Here is a 23,415-nt window from a genome sequence, read left to right on the forward strand (position 1 = left end):
GACTGCTTTCGAGATCAGCTAGGGCTCGTATAAAAAGAGCGGGTTAAATTTTACCCTGCAGCGATCTAGCGAAAAAATTTATAGAATTTTATAAAACGCGCAACCACACAGATGCCGCTACGCTTTCGGTAAAGAAATTTTACTGCTATCTGAGGCTTGCCAATTACATAGCATCGTATGATTTTGTGATATATCTTTAAAATTTTAAAATTTTACGTAGCGCAGCAACTCAAAGGATTCTATCTGCGATGATGTCAGCTTTGTAATTTTGCAATGACGCTCGCGATCTCTTTCAAAATTAAGATAGCGAATTTTGAAATTTTAACTGCACCATGCAAAGCTTTTTGGCTCGCGGAATTTCTCTACCGTTAGCTTGTAGAGCTCCGATCCTCGTCGCACCATTTCACGCAATGTAGTTTTAAAAAATCTTTATTTGAATAACTCAAGACTGCTTAGCTTAACCGCCGAAAAACAAGCGAAAAAACTAAGCGCGGGCTTTAGGTAAAATTTGCGTGGAATTTAAAATATTTTAAAATTTGAGAATTTGTAGAATTAAAATTTAAAGATAAATTTTGACCGAACTGATCGGTCAAAATTTGATTAAATTTTAGCGCCGAGTGCGCAAAAAGGGATTATTTATATGCCTTAATTGCTTTGTCTAGGATTTTCTCCGCTTCCGCGGCGCTTGCGAAATCCTTCACTTTGACCCATTTATTCGGCTCTAAAAGCTTGTAGGTTTCGAAGAAATTTTTGATCTTATCCAGCGTCGCTTTAGGAAGATCGGCGACCCCTTTGATGCCGTTATATCGCGGATCGATCTTGCTAACCGGCACGGCAAGCAGCTTCTCATCCATGCCGCTTTCGTCCTCCATCATCAAAACGCCGATTAAGCGGCACGGGATCACGCTACCGGCGGCAAGCGGGTATTCGTTTAGCACCAAAACATCCGCGGGATCACCGTCGTCAGCCAAGGTATTGGGCACGAAGCCGTAGTTTGCGGGATAAAACATGGCGCCGTAGAGCACGCGATCTACGCAGAGCGCGCCGCTTGCTTTGTCGATCTCGTATTTGATGTTCGAGCCGTAAGGGATCTCGATTATCGCGTTGATTTTATCGGGGTTTGAGCCCACTTTTATCTTTGAAAGATCCATAGTTTTCCTTTATTTAGAATTTAAAATTTTGATATTTTTCACATCTATCGTCGTTTTGGTAAAATCTTTGTCGATCTCGCCGCTAATTCGCACGAGCGTATTTTCATCCACGCTCACGCCGCGCCAAACGTCATCATCGATCTCAACCTCGATGCTATCGCCGTTTTGATCCACAAATCGATAATGTTCATGTCTGAGCTGGGATTTTATCTTGCCGTCGATTACGACAAAAGAATCATCTCTTAATTTAAGCGCTTCTTTGACGCTTGACGGCTGAGTTTGCGCCGCGGAGCCGCTTGGCACGAACCCGCCCGCAGCGAATGCGGCCGCGCACAAAACCATACTAATTAAAAATTTTCTAACCATATCTATCCTTAAAATTTTAATCTCTGCGTCCGCAAACAGATCCGAAATTTCATTAAATTTAAAATCCGCTTGCATTTGGGCGCTCGCATTTAAATTTACACGGCGAGCTGCTTATAAATTTACGCTTGAAATTGGCTATCTCGCGCAACGGCAAGCTATAAATTTCAAAGCGCGCTCGTCGTGCTAAAGGGCGCGTTAAATTTAAGCGCGATCTGCACCGCTTGCGGTATGTAAAAGAAACCAAAGGCACTTAAAATTTAAGCCGCCATCCAAGCGCGCTAGCCCAGTTTTTCGATCTGCGCGGCGATTATAGCGTTTATGTCCGCTACGATCTCCTCGACCGTGCGCTCGCCGTTTACGCTGTAAAATACGCCTGCGTCGCCGTAAAATTTACGGATATCCTCGATCGGCTCTGAAAATACCGCCATGCGGTTTTTAAAGACCTCCTCGTTGTCGTCCGCTCCGCGAGCTCGTCCTAAAACACGCTCCTTGGCGACCTCCTCGCTGACGCACACTTCGATGACTGCGCTAAGATTTACATCATCGTCGCCTCGCAGCACCTCGTCTAGCTTATTCATCTGCTCGACGCTCCTTGGATAGCCGTCGATGATGATGAAATCTTTAGGCGAGCTCTTAATTGCGCTAACTATAGCATTTACGACGATATCAAGCGGCACGAGATTGCCTTTAGAAATGAAGCCATCTATCTGCCTGCCCAGAGCGCTGCCGCTTGCTACCTCGGCGCGTAGCAGATCGCCCGTGGAGTAGTGCTCGATGCTTTGATTCATCTGAGCGATCATACTCGCATCGGTCGTTTTGCCGCTGCCAGGAGCGCCGATGATTAAAAAAAGGCTTTTCATTTTTGCTCCTTTTTCTGAAGCCTAAGACCTAGCTCGCGAAGCTGCTCGTCTGTAACGACGCTAGGGGCTTTGGTGAGCGGACACTGCGCGCGCTGCGTTTTAGGAAACGCGATAACCTCGCGGATACTGCTTGAGCCGGTAACCAGCATCATCAGCCTGTCAAAGCCGATCGCGATACCTCCGTGCGGAGGCGCGCCGAAGCTTAGCGCATCAAGCAGGAAGCCGAATTTCTCCCTCTGCTCCGCAGGCTCGATCTTAAGCAGCCTAAAGACCTTTTCTTGAATGTCCGCTTTATGGATCCTGATGCTGCCGCCGCCAAGCTCGATGCCGTTTAGCACGACATCGTAGGCAATCGAGGTAATATCCTCCAAATCAGGCTCGTCGGGATTGTTCGGCATCGTAAAAGGATGGTGCATCGCGGAGTAGCTGCCGTCGTCGTTTTGCTCAAACATAGGGAAATTTACGACCCACAAAAACTCAAGCCTGTTCGGATCGATAAGACCAAGCTCGTTTGCAAGGAAAATTCTAAATCTGCCCATATAATCAAGCACGATTTTCTTTTTGCCTGCACCGAAAAATACGACGTCGCCGACTTTAAGCTCGCAGCGCTTGATGAGCTCGTCCAGCTCGCTTTTTTCAAAGAATTTTACTAGCGGCCCCTTTAGACCGTCCTCTTTTACTTGGATAAACGCAAGTCCCTGCGCGCCGAATTTTTTTACGTATTCCTCAAAGCCTTGCATCTGGCGCTTGCTAAATTTCAGATCGCCGCCCTCGACTTTTAGGGCTTTAACGCGGTTGGCTTTGCGGTCTTTGGCTAAATTTGAAAAAATTTCGTTGCTCGATTTTTCAAAAATATCGGCTACGTCGATGAAAGGCATATCGTAGCGCAGATCGGGTTTGTCGCTGCCGTAAAGCTCCATCGCGTCCTTATACTCCATATGTCTAAAAGGGGTGACGATCTCGCGGCCGCAGGATTTGAAAATATCCTTTAAAACCTCCTCGGCCACGCTCATTACGTCGTACTGGGTATTGAAACTCATCTCGATATCGATCTGCGTAAATTCCGGCTGGCGGTCGGCGCGCAGGTCCTCATCGCGGAAGCAGCGCGCGATCTGGAAGTATTTATCAAAGCCCGAGCACATCAAAAGCTGCTTGAAAAGTTGCGGACTTTGCGGAAGCGCGTAGAAGCTGCCCGGATAGACGCGGCTAGGCACCAGATAATCCCTAGCGCCCTCAGGCGTCGCGCGCGTTAAGATCGGCGTTTCGACCTCCACAAAGCCGAGCCTATCAAGAGCATTTCGCGCGGCGATCGCAGCCTTGGAGCGCATCTTAAATTTATCGAAGCTTCCCTCAGCGCGCAGATCCAAAAAGCGGTATTTTAGCTTCGTTTCTTCGTTGACGCTTTTATCGCCGATTACGAAAGGAAGCGGCTTGCTTGGATTTTCGATCTCTAAGCTTTCTACTACAACTTCGATATCGCCGGTTTTTAAATTTGGATTTTCAAGCCCTTCGCCGCGAGCGCGGATCTTGCCAACGGCTTTTAGGACGAATTCGTTTCGCACGGTATTTGCTACCTCGTATGCCGAGTGGCTATCTTTGGGATCACAGACTAGCTGTAAAAGCCCGCTTCGGTCGCGCAAATCTATAAAAATAACGCCGCCGTGGTCGCGGTAAGAATTTACCCAGCCGCACACGGTTACACTTTTGCCGATATCGTTTTTACTCAAATCGGCGCAATAATGACTTCGCAAATTTACTCCTTTAAAATTATTTGTAAAACGCAAGTATAGTTAAATTTTGCTTTTACAAAGCTAATTTTTTATAAAATAAAACTATGGAAAACAAAATTCATAAAAACCTTAAATTCGCGGGGCTAATAGCCAAAAAATCAGAAGAGATTCGCCCCGTCGTGGAGCAAATTTGCGAAATTTTAAAAGCGCAAGGTATTGAGCTTTTGTTTGAAGAGGACGGAGCGGAATTTTTTGGCCTTAAGCCGCATACGCTTGCAGAAATTTTAAAAAAGACCAATTTTTTAATTAGCCTCGGCGGCGACGGCACGCTTATCGGGCTTGCGAGGCTGCTAAGCGATAAAAACGCCTTTATTTTGGGTATCAACGCGGGCACTCTCGGGTTTTTAACGGACGTGCAGCCTAGCGAATTCGCAAAATTTTTAAAGGAATTTTTGCGTGGCGAATACGAGATCGAGCGCCCGTTTTTGCTTGAAGTTATACTGGAAAACGGCGGCGGCAAAATCGTCCGCAAGACCGCATTTAACGACGTCGTAATTACCCGCAGTCATATCTCTTCGATGGCGAAGATCGATGCGTTTTTAAATAGAAAATATTTCAACACCTACTACGGCGACGGCGTGATCGTAAGCTCCGCCGTGGGCTCGACCGCGTATAATATGAGCGCGAACGGATCTATCGTCTATCCGCTGTGCGACGTGTTTTGCGTCACGCCGATCTGCTCGCACAGCCTGACGCAGCGGCCTTTGATCTTGCCAAAAGAGTATCTCGTAAGTTTCAAAAACGCCGGAAGCTCCGAAGTTAGCGTCGTCATCGACGGACAAGATGTTTTTGATATGGCGGAATTTCACAGCGTGAGCGTTAAAATTTCGCACGCAAAGGCAAATTTAATAAAACGCAGAAGCTACGATTATTTCGACGTTTTAAAAGCCAAACTCAGATGGGGGCACGGCGGATGTTAGAAAGAATTTATATTAAAAATAATCTAGGTTTTTGCGAGAGCGAGCTTAGTTTTGGCCCAGGACTTAGCGTATTTACAGGTATCAGCGGCGCGGGTAAATCGGTATTAATAGGCGCGATTTTAGCGGTGTTCGGGCTTAAAGAATGCGAGGCTGAGCTCATAGAAGCGGACGTAGAGCATCAATTTGATATGGGAAATTTCGGCTTGATAAACGATATGCCAAATACCTTTCGCGTTCTAAAAGAGCGTAGCTTGCGATACTTTATAAATTCCCAATCGGTCTCGAAAAAAAATCTAAGCACGATCGCCGGCGAATACGTGAAATTTTTAGGCGCGAAAAACGCCGGCGAAATGAGTAGCGACAGCTTGCTAAAATTACTTGATTTTATCGCCGCGAAAAAAGATGCGGCGCACGCGCAAAGCCTATCGGAGCTTCAAAGCGCTTTTGTGGAATTTAGCCGCACAAAAAAGCAGCTGGATGAAATTTTGGATCAAGAGCGCAAGATTGAGGAGTTAAAGGAATTTGCTCGCTTCGAGATTGAAAAAATCGAGCGCGTATCGCCTAAGATCGGCGAATATGAGGAGCTTTTGCAGATCAAAAAAAAGCTTAGTAAAAAAGATAAGATCGAGGAACTTTGGGCTAGGGCGCAGGGCGTTTTTGAGCTGGAGCGCAGCGTCATCGAAGCGCTAAGTCTTAGCGGACTGGATAGTGCGTTTTTTGAGGATGCGATGAACGAGCTGCGGCTAAAGCAAGAAAGCTTGAATTTAGACGAGCTCGAAAATATCGACATAGAGAAAATTTTAGATCGCATCGAAGCTCTTAGCGCGCTAAATAGGCGCTACGGAAGCATAGAAGAGGCTTTAGCTACGCTTGAAGCGCGCAAGAAAGAGCTTGAGCATTACGAGCAGTTAAGCTTTGAAAAAACCAAGTTGCAAACGGAATTTAAACGTCTTAGCGAAAGCACCGCTACCCTTGCCGAAAAAATTAGCGAGGCTCGCAAGGGCGCTAAAAAACGGCTCGAGGATCTGATAAATTCCTATCTAAAGCAGCTTTATATGGACGGAGTGGAGCTTAGTTTTAAGCCTACGGCGCTTAGTGAGTGCGGCACGGACGAAATTTGCGTTAGCTTGTGCAAGACGGAATTTAAAAATTTAAGCTCAGGCGAGACGAACCGCCTACGCCTTGCTTTCATCGCGGCAAGCTTGGAGCTTACAAATAACGGCGAGGGAATTTTAATCTTAGACGAGATTGATTCAAATTTAAGCGGAAAAGAGGCGATGAGTATCGCAAACGTGCTGGTAAAAATTTCAAAATTTTATCAAATTTTTGCGATCTCACACCAGCCGCAGCTTAGCTCAAAGGCTGCGTCACACTTTTTAGTAAGTAAAACGAACGGCAAATCTAGCGTGAGATTATTAAGCGAAAATGAGAAAATAACAGAGCTAGCTCGTATGATAAGCGGCGAGACTATTACTGCAGAAGCCCTGGAATTCGCTAAAAAACTAAGGCAAAGCTGAAGGAATTTTAAGCTTAAGTTTAAATCTGAAATTTTTTGCTACAATACCGCGTTTAATTTAAATTTAAGTGTGATTTTGCAAAACGACGTAAAATCCGCTTCGAAAAATTTTATCAAGTGAGTTTTATGATTATAGATACACATTGCCATTTAGACGATGCTAGTTTCGACGCCGATTTGGACGCAGTGATTGAGCGCGCCACGATTGCAGGCGTGCGCAGCATCATCATTCCCGGTGCCGATGTAGCAGACCTAGATAAGGCATGTAAAATTTCACACGCACGGGATAATGTGTATTTTGCCGTAGGGGTACATCCATACGAGATAGATTCTTTCGATATGGAGGTGCTGAAGCGGTATGCTGACGATCCCAAATGCGTGGGCGTTGGCGAATGCGGTCTTGATTATTTCAGACTTAAGCAGCAAGAGAGCAAGGAAACCAAAGCCTTAGAAATCTCCCGCCAAAAAGACGCCTTCATCTCACAAATCGATCTAGCAACACAACTTCAAAAACCACTTATAGTCCATATCCGAGAAGCAAACGAAGATAGCTTTGGAATTCTAAAAGATCGCGCCGGCGATTTATGCGGCGGTGTTTTACACTGCTTCAATGCCAGCAAGCTTTTGCTAGGTCTTAGCGAATACGGATTTTACTTCGGTATCGGCGGAGTTTTGACATTCAAAAATGCAAAAAACTTAGCTGAGATCTTACCGCAAATTCCGCAAGAGCGCCTCTTAATCGAGACGGATGCACCGTATCTAACCCCGCATCCGCATCGCGGCGAGCGCAACGAGCCTGCATTTACGAGACTCGTGGTAGAAAAAGTCGCGGAAATTTTAAGCCTAAGCGTAGAAGAGGTCGAAGCAATAACGACTCAAAACGCCTGTAGGCTTTTTGGCGATAAAATCAAAGGAGAGATATGAAAGCCATAAAATTTATACTGCTAGCCCTGCTTTTAATGGGCGAAGCGTTTGCGAGCCAGCCCGGTCTGATGCGCGCAAATCACGACTATATTTTAAATCAATTCGGCATCGAAAATAACGAATCGAGCAAAAACGTAGTCGCGGGCATATTCCGTGCGATCAATGCAAGCGATCGCAAGCAGTTTAAGCATATCGTGACTTCACAGTCGCACAATGCCTACTTAGTCAAATCCGAGGTCGATAACATTGAAGCTCCGGAATTCTTATTGTATTTGGCAATGGTAGAATCTCATCTTAAAAATACGGTCACATCAGGCGCTAGTGCAGGTGGTATGTGGCAGCTGATGCCGGCGACTGCAAAAAATTTCGGTCTTAGAGTAGATAGCGCTGTGGATGAGCGTCGCGATCCTGCAGCCTCTACGGATGCTGCGTTTTCGTATATTTTGCATCTGAAGCAAAATTTTGGCAAGTGGTATTTAGCGCTAATGGCGTATAATTGTGGTGATCAAAAGCTTAAAAATGCGATTGCAGCTACTGGCAGCGACGATCTGGATCGCTTGCTAAAAAGTCCCGCACTTCCTAATGAGACTAAGAATTTTATCAAGCGCATTATCAAATACGCTTACATCGCTCAAAATGAAAATATGCGTAAAATTCTGCTTTTTGAAAGCGAGCCGTGGGGGCTAAAGCGTATCGCCGTAGCTCCGGGCACAAAGCTAAGCGCGGTTGCAAAACAGATCGGAATTTCGCCGTCGCAGATGCAGGATTACAACGCGCATATTAAAAACGGAATTTCGCCGCTTAACGGCAAGTACTTTTTTTATATCCCACAAAGCAAATATGCAGAATTTGTCGTAAATCAAGGCGCGTTTCAAGCGTATGAACCACGTCTGAAACAGCGCAAGCCAGGACGCGTGTTAGCAGGTTTGGCGAACGAGCTTAGCCTCAAAGACAAAAACGAAATAGCGCTAAATAATATAAAATTCAACAAATAAGATCGGATCGCAGGTGTCGTACCAGAAAATCGCTCTTTTTAGTGCGCTTTTTGCGCTGATTCTTGCCGGTTGCTCATTTCGCACCGCACCGTCGTCTAGATCGTCTGCGGGCGGTGCGGGCAAGATCGGCAAAAACTCTCCCGCCACCATGCGCCCTTATAAAATCAACGGCAAAACCTACTATCCAGAGCAGGTAAGTGTCGGCGATACCCAGATAGGTATCGCCAGCTGGTATGGGCCGAATTTTCACGGCAAATACACCTCAAACGGCGAAATTTACGATATGAACGGCATGACTGCCGCGCACAAAACCTATCCAATGAATACTATGGTAAAGGTCACGAATCGTGACACCGGAGCTACCGCAACCGTGCGCATCAACGATCGCGGTCCATTCGTGGATGGTCGCATCATTGATCTTAGCAAAACAGCTGCCAATCTAGTGGGCGTATTTGCCAAAGGTACGGCGCCTGTAAAGCTCGAAGTAGTGGGTTTTTATGGGCATACTATCACCAAAGGCTCGCCGAAAGCAACCATCGTCGGCGGAAATTTTATGGTGCAAATCGGTGCGTTTAGAAACAGAAGCGGAGCGCAAATTTATCAGCGCGATTACCACGGCACGGCGGGATATCCTGCGATCATCAAAGAATTTAGCATAGATGGAGCGCCAATTTATCGCGTCTTTTTAAGCGGATTTAAAAGCGAGGATGAGGCGAGAGATTTCGCGCATAATGGCAAGTTTACTGGAGCTTTTATCGTAAGGGAGTAGCAGTTTTATTTGACGGCTTTTACCTTCGCTTTTTCTCGATAAGGGCTTTGTCAAATTTATTTGTGAGCTACTTGCGGTAAAATTTCCCGTCATCTAATAGTTATCTGCTTTAGCTGCGGCGAAGTGCAGGCTACTTGCAAGCTATTTGTAGCAAAAAGTGCGCCTGCCTGCTTGAGCTTTGTTTTTTAATAGGGCGCCGCAGCTGATAAAATTTTATATTGCTAGGGGATAAAGCATGCAAAAATATCCGGAAGTTTATAGTTTAGAAAAGAGTTCGGCTATACTTGAAAAATATAAAGACGGGCTGAGCGTAGAACAATACGAGCAAAACAGATCTATCATCTGCAACCACGCGATAGAGGGTATGTTTGCAAACGAGCAAGATATAATCGATCTTATCATGGTTGATAAGGGAGAAAAAACGCCCGATGAGATAATAAACGAATATAAAAAAGAGTGGGGCGTTTTATAGCGCAGTAGAAAATATTAAATTTGGATGGCGAAATATCAGAGGTATTTAAACGCAGCTCATCGTCTGTTTGAATTTTAATAGTGCAAAAAAGTTACGACTTCGTTTTCTTTTGGCAAATTTTCTCTACCTCTAATACCGCGATTGCCGTATTCCGCTAGAGCTTCTTTTAAAATTTTATAAAGCTCGTCCAGTGAAATTCTGTAAGTGCTGGAATTTATACTTTCTAGCTTATATTTGATAAAAAACGGATTATCCACGAGCATTTTACTTGTAGTCTCGTCATAAATTCGTCTTATATCAAGCTCAATATCTCTACCTTTATAGTGAAGCAACCAAATATCCTCACCCGTAAATCCATCTCGCGGATCCGGCATAGATGCCAAACATACATGAATAAGCCAAGCATCTCTTTGCTTATCGATAACCCAATTCATCCAATCGGTATCATTATCCTGGATTGGGTATGTGTAATTGTGTTTCATCAATAGCTCGTTCATATTGCTTAAAATATCATATTAATATATTCCGCAACAAACGCCATCTAGCCCTCCTTGAGAAATTCTATAATTTAAAGTAGATCGCTCGTATATAGACCGAACAAAGACGAGAATTCAAATTTAATCCTTTTACTGACGATAACTTATCGTTTAAACAGCCAATTAATATACGATTATCGTCAATTCTTACTATAATCTTTCGTAAAATTCGTTATGAAATTTAAAAATTTCAAGCACTTTGTCGCTCGTCGCCTCTTTTAAATTTAGCGTCCAAAAATACGCAGAATTTCACGCCGTATAGGTAGAAAATCCAGCTTATGTAGATCCACAGAAAGAAAAATAGCGCGACCGAAAACGAGCCGTAGATGCTAAGATAGGTTTTGTTATAAAAGACGTATTGCGCGAAAACCAGTCTTGAAAGCCACCATAAAATCGATGCTACGAGCGATGAGGCAAGCACTGCTTTTGCGCGGATCTCGCGGTTGATCGCCGTAGCGTAAGTGATCGCAAAGATCCCCCAAACGATTAAGTAGGGTAGAATTTTAAGCAAATTTATCCAGCTCGTAAGCTCGGTTTTATTTAGTAGCTCCTGAAGCTCGCCGCTGATATAAAACGATGCTCCAAGCCCCACAGGAGCGAGCGTCATCAGCGTCCAGTAGGTGCTTAGGCTCTTAAAAAAGCTCCGCTCGGGCGAATGCGAAATTCGCGCGATAATCGCTTCAAAATCTCCGAAAAACAGCACCGACGTAACTAATACTGCGCAAAAGCCCGTTACGCCAAGGCTTAGGCCGTTAGCCATAAATTCCTCGATATAGTGCGCCATGCTCGCTTGATTTGCGGGCAGGAAGTTTGAAAAAATAAATCCCATAATCTTATCATAGTAGCCTTTAAAGCTTGGTAGCTGCATAAAAACGCTAAGCGAGACCATCAGCACCGGCAGTAGCGCCAGAATCGTGTGAAAGCTAAGGCTTGATGCATGGTGCATGAGCTCGGTATCGTAGAGGCGGAAGAAATTTTTGAGTCGGTTTTGCGCTTGCTTAAGCGCCGGTATTAGTTTTTTCATACGGGCGATTTTACATTAAAAATTTAGAATTTCATATAAATTTGCGCAATTTTTCTTTTGTATCTCAGTATATCGTCTATGAAATTTTAAACTGCAAAAATGCGACTACAAATATATAAATTTATATCTCGAATTTAGTCTAAATTTAGGAAAATTTTTCTAATATGCTAAAAAATAATATTAAATATATCCATAACGAAGGGAAAATAATGGAACGAAGGAAAACGATGAAATTTAAAATTTCATTAGCGGCATGTTTGTGTCTGCTATGCGGTAGTTTAGCTGCAGCGCAAAGTGGCGGTAATTCTGCGCCTGAAAAATCGCAGAATATGGGCGTAATCGAGGTAAATTCCGTCGGCGATAATATCAGCGAGAGCGGCATCGACGAGGGCTTTTTGAGCAAAAACGTGCAACAAGGCCTGCTTGCGGGCAAGCGCGCTTTGGATCTTCCGTATCAGATCAACACGATCAGCAAGAAGATCATGAACCACCAAGGCGTCACCGGCTACGAGGAGGCGGTCAAATACTTCCCGTCCGCGCAGATTCAGATGCGCGGCGGCGCTACGGTAGGCCGCCCGCAGACGCGCGGCTTTGAGGGCAGCGTCGTAGGCAACAGCTTCTGGGGCGGCTTTTATACTATTTCGACGACGGCGATTCCGATGGCGATGTTTGAGAGCTTTCAGGTGCAAAACGGCGTCGCGGGCTCGCTCTACGGCGCACAAAACCCGGTGGGCATTTTCAGCTACACGCGCAAACGCCCGGTAAAAGATCAGTATATAATTTGGGGCGATTACATGTCGCGAAGCAACCTGGGACTGGGACTTGATCTATCGAATAAATTTGAAAAATTCGGCTACCGCGCGGTGTTTTACGGATCCAACGGCGACAGACAGCCGAAGGGCTCAAATTTGCAGCGCCGCTTAGCCAGCATCACGATGGAATTTTATCCGACGGGCGATCTAACGTTCGAAACCGCGGCGAGCTATTACGAGCACAATACCAAGGGCTTTGCGGGGCAGTTTGCCTTAGGCGTTAAAGACGGCAAGATCGTTGACGGAATAGTACTTCCAAAGGCGGTCGATTCCTCAAGGCGCGGTCTTGGGCAGAGCTTTGGAGGCATGCATCTAAAAACTACCACGGCTAGCGTTAAATTTAAATATTCGCCGCTGGATAGGCTATATTTCGAGGGCGGCTTTCAGTTTCAGCGCGCCGATCGCGACACTCATGGCGTTGTAAATTATATCTTGCCTAGCACACATCCGCAATATACGAAGTCGGGCGATTATCAAACCAGACACAGCGGCGGTGCTACGGCGGCATATAGATTTGACCTGCCAAGCGGCTATCTCAAGGCCAATACGCAGTTTAACACGGGCGATATCGAACATGATTTCAGCGTGCAGACCAACGGATATCACTGGACGCAGGATAGATATAAAAACGCGAGCACTGACTACACTTCACCTACTATAGGTAATATCTACGATCCTAAAATTCTAAATTACACCGGTGCTAGGCGCGGAAGTGGGCTGTATCACTACGCTGTTTTGGATATGTATAACGTCTCAGTGCTAGATGATATCACGATAAACGATAAATTTGACGTGATGCTAAGCGCATCTAAGGCGTGGATGAGGCAGGAATCCTACAATGCCCGCCAGCAAAGACTTGTCAAAGCCTATAGCGATTCTGGCTATAGCTGGGCGGGAAGCCTGATCTTCCATCCGATAGAGGATGCCAGTATCTACTACACCTACGCAGATAGCTTGCAACAGGGCTCTACCTATGTTTATAATAGCGGTCCGCATAACGGCGAGGTCGCCTCCACGTCGCCGTATCGCTCCAAGCAGCACGAGATTGGCGCTAAAATTCGCGTAGCAGATATGATCGATTTTAGCGTAGCGTATTTCGATATCCGCAGACCTATCGCGTATCTAAATAGCTCTACCGGACTCTACGGCATAAATGGCGAGCAGCGCAACCGCGGATTTGAGTTTATGAGCGGTGGACGAATTACGCAAAATTTAAGTGTGCTAGGAGGCTTTACCTACATCGATCCTAAGATGCATAACGTAAGTATCGCGGGTGCTAATCGCAAGGTCGCAAACGGCATCCCTAAAATCAATGCAAATTTAATGCTTGATTACGTGATCCCCGGCACCGATAAGCTTGCGATCAGTACGAATTTCCACTACACCGGCAAGATGTATCTGGACGATCTAAATACCCAGCACACGCCTAGCTTTTTCGTTACCGATATCGGCGTCAGATATACGAGCGAGCATCTTTTGGGCGATAAGACCACGCTACGTTTCAATGTAAATAACGTATTTAACAAAAAGTACTGGGCGGGAATGTATCCTGCGAGCGCCGACGGCGCGGGCGGACTTAACGTAACCAGCGTACTAGGCTCGGCAAACGGCGTAACGCTGGGCGAGAGCAGAAGCTTCATGCTCTCTGCGGAGGTGAAATTTTAAGCCCTAAGCCTTGAAAATTTTTAGTTGAGCGGCGCGAATGATTATGGCGCCGCTTTTAAATTTATGAAATTTTATCGCTCTAAGCAGCAAGACTAAATTTAACGAGACTTAGTTTTAATTATTTTAAAATTTAAGCCTCGGATTTTGGAATTTTAAACATTGATTTTAAAATTTCGATCTTAAAATTTTAAGTCGCCGCGCCTAAGCTCGCCCGCAAATTTTATCGCGCGGTTTAAAATTTAGCCGTTTTTGGTTATAATCTTTGCAAAACCACGAAACGGAGAGCAATGAAACAAGTTTTAATCATCGCAAGCGGAAAGTTTGCGCGCCATTTTTTATCCAAAGTTTGTAAAATCAAAGATGTCATCAGATCATATCGCGTCATAGCTAAAAATATGGATGCTGTGCCCGCAGAGCTTGAAAACGAGTCAAATTTTTCAGTCGAAATTTTTGATCCTACTAGCATTGAGCGGTTGCGCGTGGTGCTAGCAGAAGAGGAATTTGACCGCTGCATAGTGATAATGGAGGATGAATTTGACACTAAAGTAACGCTTGAAAATTTAAAGACGCTCGCTCCGGATTTAGAGCTTTACGTGGCCGATTTTTGGGGACTTTTGCGCGAGAATAAAAATGAAGCTCACGTAAAAATCGTAAATACCCTCGCGCTAAATTCCTCGCGCTTCATCGGCTTTTTGCCGGACAGTCCCGTTTTTGCTGATAACATCGGGCTTGGACGCGGAGAGATAATGGAGGTAAAAGTGCCCGTAGGAAGCTCGTTTGCGTATAAAAAAATCAGCACGCTTTCTAATGCCAAATATCAAATTCCGATGATCTACCGTCACAATAATTACATCGTAACGACACCCGGCTCGCGGATATATCCGAATGATACGATCTTGGTCGTTGGTGAGCCGAGCGCGCTGCGAGTGGTGTTTGCTGAAGTAAAAAAGCAAAGCGGGCAATTTCCATCGCCGTTTGGGCTAAATATTTTCGCGCTAATTGATATGAAAAAAATGAGCAGCGACGAGATAGCTAGGACGGTTAGAGCGCTTGAGTTTTTGGATTTGCATATTAGAAATCATAAAATTTATCTGCGAATTTTAAATCCTCTGCTAAACGACGCTTTTAGCGAGCTTAAAGCTCTGTGCAAGCGGGATAAATTTGAAATTCTCATCGATTACTCGGGCGAATTAAATTTAAAGCGCGACGTGAGCGAAAATAAAGCAGGCTTGGTAGTTTGCTCAAGCGGAGTTTTTGAGGCGAAAAAAGCAGCACTTAAAGCGCTTGAAATTCCGGTGCTAAGCCTTGGAGAGGGCGAGCTAAAAGATGTGCGTAAAAGCGTCGTGCTAAGTGCCGGCGAGCGGCTTCGCGAGGAATCAAGCATCGTCTTTGACATCAGCTCGCAGCTAGGGCTAGACGTGTATTTGTATCTTTTCGGCGAGAGCGAAAAGGGCGAGTTTGCGCAAAGCTACGTGAGCTTATCGAAGCTTTTTAAGCAGAGTTTATTCGTGATTCCTTGCGAGCGACAAAATCCGATTTTAGCGCTAGGCAGCGAGCGAGATCTGCTACAATTTGTGCCATTTAATGATAGAATTTTGGCGCGCAAGCTCACATCGATTTTCAATCAGGATTTGGATCAGATGTATTTTAAGCTCGGCAAAAATCATCAAATTTTCGTTCCGAGCGATTACGGGTATGAAAAGTAATCGAAATTTATGTTACAATTACCCAAAAATCAAAGGCTAGCGTATGAAAATCGATCTTAATTTAGGTAAAAAATACAGCGTTTTTATCGACGAATTGCAAGAGATCAAACTCAAAGGCAAGGTAGCGATCATCACAAATCCCAAAGTAGGCGGGCTGTGGCTTGATTTCTTACTGCAGCGGCTAGATTGCGAGCAAAAATTTATCATCACGATCCCGGACGGCGAGGAGTATAAAAATACCGCGAGCGTGGAGCAAATCTTAGAGCAGCTTTTCAGCTCCAAGCTTGATCGCAAAAGCACGCTCATCGCTCTTGGTGGCGGTGTTATTAGCGATATAACGGGCTTTTGCGCGAGTATTTATGAACGCGGCATCGATTTTATCAATATACCTACGACCTTGCTAGCGCAAGTGGATGCAAGCGTCGGCGGCAAGACGGGCGTGAATAATCGCTTCGGCAAAAATTTAATCGGCTCATTTTATCAGCCGCGCGCGGTTTATTGCGAGAGCAAATTTTTATCGACGCTTCCTGCGCGAGAATTTGCGGCGGGTGTTGCAGAGGCGGTAAAGATGGCTGTATGCTTTGATGTCGAACTATTTAAATTTTTCGAGACGCACGATCTAAAAAGCGCCGATGAAATTTCGTACGTAATCGCTCGTTGCGTGGAGATTAAAGCGGGCGTCGTAGAGCGTGATGAGCGCGAAAGCGGCGTGCGCGCGGTGTTAAACTACGGACACACCTTTGCTCACGCTATCGAAAAAATTACTGATTATAAAAAATTTTTGCACGGCGAGGCTGTGGCGATCGGCATGGTGATGGCAAATGCGCTAGCACGCCATCTTGGTAAATTAAATGAGCTTGAGGAGGAGCGAATCCGCAAAGTGCTTCAAAAATTCGCGCTTCCGATAAAATTCCACGTAGAGGATGCAGCGGAATTTTACGAGCTGTTTTTTCTCGATAAAAAAAGCGAAAACGGCAAGATAAAATTTATCCTGCCCGACGGCATCGGTAAATTCTACGCTTCCAAAGAGATCGCAAAAGATGAAGTAATCGCAGCGCTGAAAGAGTTTGAATGAGAGTGCTTGCAGCTATTTTTTTGATTTTTAATCTTGCATTTAGCGAGGCAAATTCTACGCTCTCCGCCACGCACACGCGCTTAGAATCCAACGCTAGCTCCGCTGCTAGTGAGAAGAAAGATGAAAATTCCAAGTTATCCGCGACGCTAAAAGATCAGATCCGTGTTATTGACGATGAGATCAAAAATAATATCTGGGTCTCTCGCTTTTCAAATTTCATCGGCTATCAAAATTTACAAAAGCAATCCAGCCAGCTCGAAGCGGAGCTAAAAAAGAACGCCGGCACCGATAAGATCGCAGAGATTCAAAAAAGACTTCGCGCCGTAAAAGAGCAGCTCATACTGCTAAAAGAGTATGAAAAATCTCCGTTTTTAGATATCATCGCGATGCCTGAAACTCCAGAGCCTGCGCGCATTACCAACCCTTTTTCGATAATTTCCGGTTTTTCTACGATTAGAAATTTGCAAGCTCAAAAGATGGAGCAGAAAAACGCCATCGAAAATATTAAAGCTTTAATCGATAAACTTGAAGCAAAAAGGGCGCTATATGAGCGTTTGATCCAGATTGATACGGACGCAAGCGCTGCGGCGGAGCTTAAAAGCTTAGATTACGAGCTTAGTGAGTTTAGCTCCGCATACGAGATCGCGCAGACCACGTACGACGTTTACGAAAAAAAGATCAACTCCCAAATCGCCGTGCAGACCGCCGATATAAAAGCTCAAATCAAGCGCGCGGGAAACATCGCCGTATGGATACTCGTAGTCATCGCACTGTCGTTTTTCTGCAAGGTAGTGGCGAAAAAATATATCAAAAACGACGAGAATTTTTATATTGTAAATAAAGCTATCAACGTTTTAAATTTCACTCTGATCGCGCTGATACTGCTCTTTTCTTACATCGAGAATATGACGCACTTCGTGACGGTTTTAGGCTTTGCCTCTGCCGGTCTTGCGATTGCGATGAAAGATATGTTTATGAGCTCCTTAGGCTGGCTTACGATCGTGCTCGGCGGCAGCTTTCGCGTGGGCGATCGAATCAGAGTACATAAAAACGGCGAGACCTACGTAGGCGATATCATCGATATTTCAGTGCTTAGGATGACGATTTTTGAGGACGTTACTATGACTACGTGGAGAGAAAATAAACGCGCAGGCAGGGTAATTTTCATACCGAATAATTATATTTTTACCGATCTTATCTCAAACTACACCCATAGCGGACTTAAGACCGTCTGGGACGGCATCAGCATACTTTTAACATTTGATAGCAACCATAAAAAGGCGATGTATCTCATAAAAAACATCGTGCGGAAGTATTCTAAGGGCTACACCGACATCGCCAAAAAGCAGATGAGCCAGTTGCGCTCGCAATACAGCATCAAAAATCCAAACGTCGAGCCTAGAATTTTCAGCTTTTTTGAGCCATACGGCATTGAAATTTCGGTTTGGTATATGACGAACTCTTATGCGACGCTCGGGCTTCGCAGCAACATCTCGGCTGAAATTTTAGACGCCCTAAGAAGCGAGCCCGACATCAAGATTGCCTATCCTGCTTACACGCTTTTTAACGGCAAAAATTATGCGGCTGCAGGCGGAAATTTTGGGGCGCAAGATCTCGGCTCCGAGCAGCAAGGCTCACAAAATTTAAACGCAGCGGCGCAGGGTGCGGGCTTTGCCACAGGAAGCGGATTCGGGAGCGAAATTTGAAAATTTATTTTAAAACTTTTGGATGCCGCACCAATATCTACGATACGCAGCTTATCAAAAGCAACCTCAAATCGGGCGAGATTACGCACGACGAGCAGGGCGCGGATGTCGTCGTGATAAACTCCTGCACCGTTACGAACGGCGCCGACGCAGACGTGCGAAACTACGTAAATAAGATGAATCGCCTCGGCAAAAAGATATTGCTAACCGGCTGCGGCGCGGTCTCGCGCGGCGAGGAGCTGTATAAAAACGGCGCGGTCTTCGGGGTGTTTGGGATGTCGCAAAAAGAAAAGATCGACGAGTTTTTGGGCTCGGAGTCGAAATTTTACGATATCGGCGATCTAAGTAGCGTCGAAAAAAACCTGGTAAGCGATTACGAGGATCACACCAAGGCCTTTATTAAAATTCAAGAGGGGTGCGATTTTAACTGCAGCTATTGCATAATCCCCTCCGTGCGCGGCCGCTCGCGCAGCAGCTCTGAAGACGCGATCTTAAAAGAAGCGACGAGCCTTGCCGCAAACGGCTTTAGCGAGATCGTACTAACCGGCACCAATATCGGAAGCTACGGCAAATCCGCTGGCACGAGCCTGGGCGCGCTGCTTCAAAAGCTGGGCGCGATCAGCGGAATTCGCCGCATTCGCCTAGGCAGCATCGAGCCCTCGCAGATCGATGCGAGCTTTCGCGAAATTCTATCCGAGCCCTGGCTGGAGCGGCATCTGCACATCGCGCTTCAGCACACTTCGCAAAAGATGCTAAGCATAATGCGCCGCCGAAATTCCGCGCTAAGGGATTTGGAGCTTTTTTGCGAGCTTGCGGAGCGCGGGTTTGCGCTGGGGACGGACTTTATCGTCGCGCATCCGGGCGAGAGCGAAGAAATTTGGCTCGAGGCGGTAGAAAATTTCAAAAAATTTCCGCTCACGCATCTGCACGCCTTTATCTTTTCGCCGCGGCAAGGCACCGCCTCGGCGTCGCTAAAAGGCCGCATAGACGGCAAAACGGCGAAGGCGCGGCTAAAGATGCTACAGAACATAACGGCGCTGAATAATTATAAATTTCGTCTTTCGCACAAGGTGCCGCTAAATGTACTGATCGAGCGGAAAAACGGAGAGTTTTATGAAGGATATGATCAATTTTATGATAAAATTTGGATCAAAAGCGATGAGGATTTGTCGAAAAAATGGATGGAGATAAGAGATTATGAGGTTAAATTTGATGGAAATTTTGCATAAAATCAAAAAAAGCAAGCTAAATATAATTCTGATTTTTTTAGTGCTGCTTATCGTTTTGCTCTCGATCGTTTATTTTAAAGACGATTCGCGATACATCACCGAGCGCGAATTTAGCGAGCTGGTACGAAAAGATCAGATCAAGCGCGCGCATATCGAGGACGGCACGCTAAGCTTTGTTTACGACGGCAAACGCTATAAAATTTTAACCGATATCGTTAATTTAAAAGAGCTCTCCAACCACGCTTTGATTACAAAGGAAGAGGATAACGAAAGCGGCGGTATCAGCGCGATCTTGGTAATTTTTACGTTCGCATTTTTTCTCTTTGTATATTATTTTGAAACCGTTTTAGCGCGGCGCCGCAGGATGGACGGCGTGGGCACTGCGCGTCAAGGCGGCAGCGCAAATGCAGAGCTCGGCGATCTCTCGCCAAGCGTTAGCGACGTTAGATTTAGCGACGTCGCGGGCATCAGCGAGGTTAAGGACGAGCTAATCGAGATCGTGGATTTTTTAAAAAATCCCGCAAAATACCGAAATTTCGGCATCAAACTGCCGAAAGGAATTTTAATGATCGGCGAGCCCGGCGTCGGTAAAACGCTTATCGCAAAAGCCGTAGCGGGCGAGGCGGACGTGCCGTTTTTTTACCAAAGCGGCGCAAGCTTCGCCGAGGTCTTTGTGGGCGTCGGTGCTAGGCGGGTTCGTGAGCTGTTTGCGAAAGCCAAATCCTGCGCGCCCGCGATTATTTTTATCGACGAGATCGACGCAGTTGGCGGCAAGCGCGGCATCGGACGCAACGATGAGCGAGAAGCGACGCTAAATCAGCTGCTGACCGAGATGGACGGATTTGAGGAAAATAGCGGCGTGATGGTAATCGGCGCGACCAATAAAATAAATTTGATCGACGATGCGTTATTGCGCTCGGGGCGCTTTGATAGGCGCGTTTTCATCGGGCTTCCGAACTACAAAGACCGCATCGAAATTTTAAAAATTTACCTCGAGGGCAAAAGATGCAGCGCGAATATCAACAAAGTAAGCCGCCTCTGCGTGGGCTTTAGCGGCGCTGGAGTAGCGACGCTGGTAAATGAAGCCGCGATCAACGCTCTTAAGCGCGGCAGCGATACGATCGAGCTTAGCGATTTTGAAAACGTGCGAATGAGGGTCTTTTACGGCGTGCAAAAAAGTAGAATTCTCACCGAATACGAAAAGGAGATTCAGGCGTTCTATCAGGGCGCAAAGGCGCTTAGCGCGTATTGGTATTCGTTTGATTTCGAAAAGATCGAGCTTTTAAACGATAAATTTTTAAACGAGGATTTCGAGATCGAATCCAAAACGCAAATTTTAAATCAAATCAAAGTGCTTTTAAGCGGTATGGCGGCGCTACAGATCCATAAAAACGACGCTTTTTCAAATTCTGCTAGCGACGTAAAACAAGCTATCGCGCTGGCGCAAAAGATGGTTTTTGAGCTCGCGATGGGCGATAGTTTCACCCCTAGCGCGCAGAGCGTGAATAAAATTTTGCAAGATTGCTACGACGAGGTAAGCGAGATAATCCGCACGATGCAGGATAAGCTAAATCAAATTTCAAAGCAAATTTTCGTCTATGAGTTCATAACTTTCGAGGATGTTCAAAAGATTTGCGAATCTGATGGTGTGGAGCAAGAGGGCGCTTTCACGCAAGAGCAAGATTTGCAAAAGTCCAAAGAAGATAGCGAAAGCTCTGAAGAAAAGCCGCAAGACAGCACGCTAAATTTCGATTAAATTTTAAAATTCTAATAAAGGAGAGAAAAATGGTAAAAATAGGTGTTTTGACGATAAGTGATCGCGCTAGCGGTGGCGTTTACGAGGATTTAGGAGGCAAAGAAATAATTGCCGTGATGGATGATTGGCTAACTTGTGAGAAGCAGTATTTTTATGAAATAGTTCCAGATGAGCTAGAGCTGATCAAAGATAAGCTGATTTATCTTTGCGACGAAGCGGGTTGTGATTTGGTGCTAACCACGGGCGGTACGGGTCCTGCTCCACGCGATGTAACGCCTGAAGCGACTGAAGCGGTAAGTGAGAAATTAATGCCAGGCTTTGGCGAACTAATGCGCGCAGAAAGCCAAAAGATCGTGCCTACGGCAATTTTATCGCGCCAGATAGCAGCGATCCGCAAAAAATCTCTGATTATAAACTTACCTGGCAATCCAAAAGCGATTAAAGAGTGCCTCCTGCCGGTATTTCCTGCCGTGCCGTATTGTATTGATCTAATGGGAGGAAATTACATAACAGCGGATGAAAATAAGATAAAAATATTTCGTCCTAAACGCAAATAATTTGCAAAATTTAGCAGGAATTAAATGATTTATGATATTATTTAGGTGTAAATTTAAGGAAAAATATGAAAATAAATCACAACGATATTTTGGAATTTCATAAGTATTTTAGCAAAATCAGCCACAGCAAAGGTCGTATTCGTATCCGCGTAAGTCCTAAAATTAGGGAGTTGCGAGATAGCGTGAGCGAAGAGAGCCTGAAGGCTAAAATAGCTGCAATTCGCGGGATAAAAGAGTATAAATTTAACTCTCTAATTGGCTCGCTTACGATTAATTATGATGAAAGCGTTTTTCCGATGCACCTTTGGGAGCAGTTTTTAAGCGGCATCAGTTCGCCTGAGCTAGTAGCGCTTGTAAATTCTAATATCGAGGCGATTTCTTGAGCGAAGAAGCATTGCGTAGCACTAAAAAATCGCGCAAAATTTCTAATAAATCTCGGAATTTAAATGAGGCACAAATTGCAGATATCTCTCTTTTGCTCGAAAAAGAGGCGCAAATTTTGCAGTTTTATTCGCTGGGCGCAGTTAAATTTCAAGATAAAAAGCTAGGAGAAATTCTATCTTTACGAGCTGGATTACTTGAGCGGATGTTAGACTTTGCAAATTCTTGCGGGCTTGGCGTCACGCCTCCTGAAAATAGCAGTGAGGCACTGGCTGCAAAAGGTATGAATGAGTTTTTGGCTTCGGCGCTTTTGATAGAAAAAAGCTCTATGATGTTTTATGACGATCTAATTAATTCGTGTAAGAACGCGGAATTTAAAGAGCTGCTGTATAAAGCGCAGGCGGTTTCGTATAATGAAATTTTGCCGATTTTAAAGGAACTGAATTCTAAATACGAGGCTGATTTAAATTCTTTGAATTTTACCGATTTATTGAACGAAATTTTAAAAAATCCGCAGGAATTAGAGCGGATATTTCAAAAATACGATTTACAAAATATCTTAAATAGCGCATTTTCCAATTTAATTAAAGGAATTTTGCAGAAAAATTAAATTAGGATTGCAAAAATCTAAAAAAGTCGCTATAATATCAAAATCTATGTAAAGTTGATAAAATGACTTTATAATCTTAACACAAGGAGAATGAAATGCCGATCCCATTTCTAGCAGGTTTTGCGCTTGGTTGCGCGGCGGTTTACGCTTATAACAATCGAGATAAAATCAAAGAAGGTGCGAATAAAATCGTAAGTAGCAAAAGCGTCGAGGAGCTAAAAAATAGCGTCAAAGGCGGAGCAGAAAAATTAAGCAAAAAATCAAAAGAAATTTTTGCAGAAGCCAAAGAAGGCCTAGACGATGTTGCCGAAGCTGTAAAAAGCAAAAGAAAGTCTGGCGGTAAAAAAGCTGCGACAAGTAGCGCCAGCACTGAGACTAGCACTGCAAAAAAAACCAGAAAAAAACCGGGACCAAAACCTGGATTTAAAAGAACTAAAAAATCCACTGCGAGCGCTAAGACTGGCGCAACACAGGTAGGTGAGACATCCGCAGCATCTACTACTCCGCTTAATATCCCGCAGATCGTAAAAATGGACGATAATTCTTCGGCTAAATTTACGTCCACAGACGATAAATCAGAAAAATAGAGGCCTAA

22 protein-coding genes are annotated in these 23,415 nt (G+C 45.0%); 16 read left to right on the plus strand and 6 right to left on the minus strand.

Going from position 1 to position 23,415, the window contains the following annotated elements:
- Positions 1-632 precede the first annotated feature (632 nt).
- The 4 genes from ppa to aspS all read right to left on the minus strand — a co-directional run bounded on the left by ppa (position 633) and on the right by aspS (position 4,128).
- Complete coding sequence (gene ppa / locus QZ176_RS04515; RefSeq protein ID WP_295151485.1) at positions 633-1,151, minus strand: inorganic diphosphatase; 519 nt, start codon at positions 1,149-1,151, stop codon at positions 633-635.
- Positions 1,152-1,160: 9 nt separating this feature from the next.
- Entirely contained in the window at positions 1,161-1,592 is a 432-nt protein-coding gene (locus tag QZ176_RS04520; protein WP_295151486.1) for a NirD/YgiW/YdeI family stress tolerance protein, read from the minus strand.
- Between the two features lie 203 nt (positions 1,593-1,795).
- The gene (locus QZ176_RS04525) at positions 1,796-2,377 is read right to left on the minus strand and encodes an adenylate kinase (RefSeq protein ID WP_295151487.1); all 582 of its coding nucleotides are present in this window, start codon (positions 2,375-2,377) and stop codon (positions 1,796-1,798) included.
- Positions 2,374-4,128 carry an aspartate--tRNA ligase gene (gene aspS / locus QZ176_RS04530; protein WP_295151488.1) on the minus strand — a complete coding sequence of 585 codons (1,755 nt, stop codon included), beginning with the start codon at positions 4,126-4,128 and terminating at the stop codon, positions 2,374-2,376. The genes QZ176_RS04525 and aspS overlap by 4 nt, the downstream gene beginning before the upstream one ends.
- Before the next feature lie 83 nt (positions 4,129-4,211).
- Here aspS and QZ176_RS04535 point away from each other — a divergent pair, with 83 nt between their 5' ends.
- The 6 genes from QZ176_RS04535 to QZ176_RS04560 all read left to right on the plus strand — a co-directional run bounded on the left by QZ176_RS04535 (position 4,212) and on the right by QZ176_RS04560 (position 9,763).
- Positions 4,212-5,087 (plus strand): NAD(+) kinase, encoded by an 876-nt coding sequence (locus tag QZ176_RS04535; protein ID WP_295151489.1) that lies wholly within the window; start codon positions 4,212-4,214, stop codon positions 5,085-5,087.
- Complete coding sequence (locus QZ176_RS04540; RefSeq protein ID WP_295151490.1) at positions 5,081-6,604, plus strand: AAA family ATPase; 1,524 nt, start codon at positions 5,081-5,083, stop codon at positions 6,602-6,604. The genes QZ176_RS04535 and QZ176_RS04540 overlap by 7 nt, the downstream gene beginning before the upstream one ends.
- Before the next feature lie 125 nt (positions 6,605-6,729).
- Positions 6,730-7,527, plus strand: coding sequence for a TatD family hydrolase (locus tag QZ176_RS04545; RefSeq protein ID WP_295151491.1), 798 nt, complete (start codon positions 6,730-6,732; stop codon positions 7,525-7,527).
- Positions 7,524-8,522 (plus strand): lytic transglycosylase domain-containing protein, encoded by a 999-nt coding sequence (locus QZ176_RS04550; RefSeq protein ID WP_291936754.1) that lies wholly within the window; start codon positions 7,524-7,526, stop codon positions 8,520-8,522. Before QZ176_RS04545 ends, QZ176_RS04550 begins: the two co-directional genes overlap by 4 nt.
- Positions 8,523-8,535: 13 nt before the next feature.
- On the plus strand, positions 8,536-9,291 hold the full coding sequence (locus tag QZ176_RS04555; protein WP_295151492.1) for a septal ring lytic transglycosylase RlpA family protein: 756 nt from the start codon (positions 8,536-8,538) through the stop codon (positions 9,289-9,291).
- A 235-nt stretch (positions 9,292-9,526) separates the two neighbouring features.
- Positions 9,527-9,763: a hypothetical protein gene (locus tag QZ176_RS04560; protein ID WP_295151493.1), complete on the plus strand. Its 237-nt coding sequence runs from the start codon at positions 9,527-9,529 to the stop codon at positions 9,761-9,763.
- A 74-nt stretch (positions 9,764-9,837) separates the two neighbouring features.
- Here the strand turns inward: QZ176_RS04560 and QZ176_RS04565 are convergent, their stop codons facing one another.
- The gene (locus QZ176_RS04565) at positions 9,838-10,245 is read right to left on the minus strand and encodes a hypothetical protein (protein ID WP_295151494.1); all 408 of its coding nucleotides are present in this window, start codon (positions 10,243-10,245) and stop codon (positions 9,838-9,840) included.
- Positions 10,246-10,489: 244 nt separating this feature from the next.
- The gene (locus QZ176_RS04570) at positions 10,490-11,323 is read right to left on the minus strand and encodes a YihY family inner membrane protein (RefSeq protein ID WP_295151495.1); all 834 of its coding nucleotides are present in this window, start codon (positions 11,321-11,323) and stop codon (positions 10,490-10,492) included.
- Positions 11,324-11,550: 227 nt separating this feature from the next.
- Between QZ176_RS04570 and QZ176_RS04575 the strand changes: the two genes are divergently transcribed.
- The 10 genes from QZ176_RS04575 to QZ176_RS04620 all read left to right on the plus strand — a co-directional run bounded on the left by QZ176_RS04575 (position 11,551) and on the right by QZ176_RS04620 (position 23,407).
- On the plus strand, positions 11,551-13,800 hold the full coding sequence (locus QZ176_RS04575) for a TonB-dependent receptor (protein ID WP_295151525.1): 2,250 nt from the start codon (positions 11,551-11,553) through the stop codon (positions 13,798-13,800).
- 287 nt (positions 13,801-14,087) lie between these two features.
- Entirely contained in the window at positions 14,088-15,506 is a 1,419-nt protein-coding gene (locus tag QZ176_RS04580) for a TrkA C-terminal domain-containing protein (protein WP_295151496.1), read from the plus strand.
- A gap of 43 nt (positions 15,507-15,549) precedes the next feature.
- A complete protein-coding gene (gene aroB / locus QZ176_RS04585; RefSeq protein WP_295151497.1) occupies positions 15,550-16,581 on the plus strand; it encodes a 3-dehydroquinate synthase in 1,032 nt (343 codons plus the stop codon).
- The gene (locus QZ176_RS04590; protein WP_295151498.1) at positions 16,578-18,287 is read left to right on the plus strand and encodes a mechanosensitive ion channel family protein; all 1,710 of its coding nucleotides are present in this window, start codon (positions 16,578-16,580) and stop codon (positions 18,285-18,287) included. The genes aroB and QZ176_RS04590 overlap by 4 nt, the downstream gene beginning before the upstream one ends.
- Positions 18,284-19,516: a tRNA (N(6)-L-threonylcarbamoyladenosine(37)-C(2))-methylthiotransferase MtaB gene (mtaB, locus tag QZ176_RS04595; protein WP_295151499.1), complete on the plus strand. Its 1,233-nt coding sequence runs from the start codon at positions 18,284-18,286 to the stop codon at positions 19,514-19,516. Before QZ176_RS04590 ends, mtaB begins: the two co-directional genes overlap by 4 nt.
- Positions 19,485-21,272, plus strand: a complete 1,788-nt coding sequence (locus QZ176_RS04600) for an AAA family ATPase (RefSeq protein WP_295151500.1) — start codon at positions 19,485-19,487, stop codon at positions 21,270-21,272. The genes mtaB and QZ176_RS04600 overlap by 32 nt, the downstream gene beginning before the upstream one ends.
- A 29-nt stretch (positions 21,273-21,301) precedes the next feature.
- The gene (mog, locus tag QZ176_RS04605) at positions 21,302-21,829 is read left to right on the plus strand and encodes a molybdopterin adenylyltransferase (protein WP_005871651.1); all 528 of its coding nucleotides are present in this window, start codon (positions 21,302-21,304) and stop codon (positions 21,827-21,829) included.
- Between the two features lie 65 nt (positions 21,830-21,894).
- Positions 21,895-22,212: an HMA2 domain-containing protein gene (locus tag QZ176_RS04610; RefSeq protein ID WP_295151501.1), complete on the plus strand. Its 318-nt coding sequence runs from the start codon at positions 21,895-21,897 to the stop codon at positions 22,210-22,212.
- Entirely contained in the window at positions 22,209-22,820 is a 612-nt protein-coding gene (locus QZ176_RS04615; protein WP_295151502.1) for a hypothetical protein, read from the plus strand. Before QZ176_RS04610 ends, QZ176_RS04615 begins: the two co-directional genes overlap by 4 nt.
- A gap of 95 nt (positions 22,821-22,915) precedes the next feature.
- Positions 22,916-23,407 carry a hypothetical protein gene (locus tag QZ176_RS04620; protein WP_295151503.1) on the plus strand — a complete coding sequence of 164 codons (492 nt, stop codon included), beginning with the start codon at positions 22,916-22,918 and terminating at the stop codon, positions 23,405-23,407.
- Positions 23,408-23,415 lie beyond the last annotated feature (8 nt).

It is taken from the genome of uncultured Campylobacter sp., assembly GCF_905373215.1.
Taxonomy (GTDB): Bacteria; Campylobacterota; Campylobacteria; order Campylobacterales; family Campylobacteraceae; genus Campylobacter_B.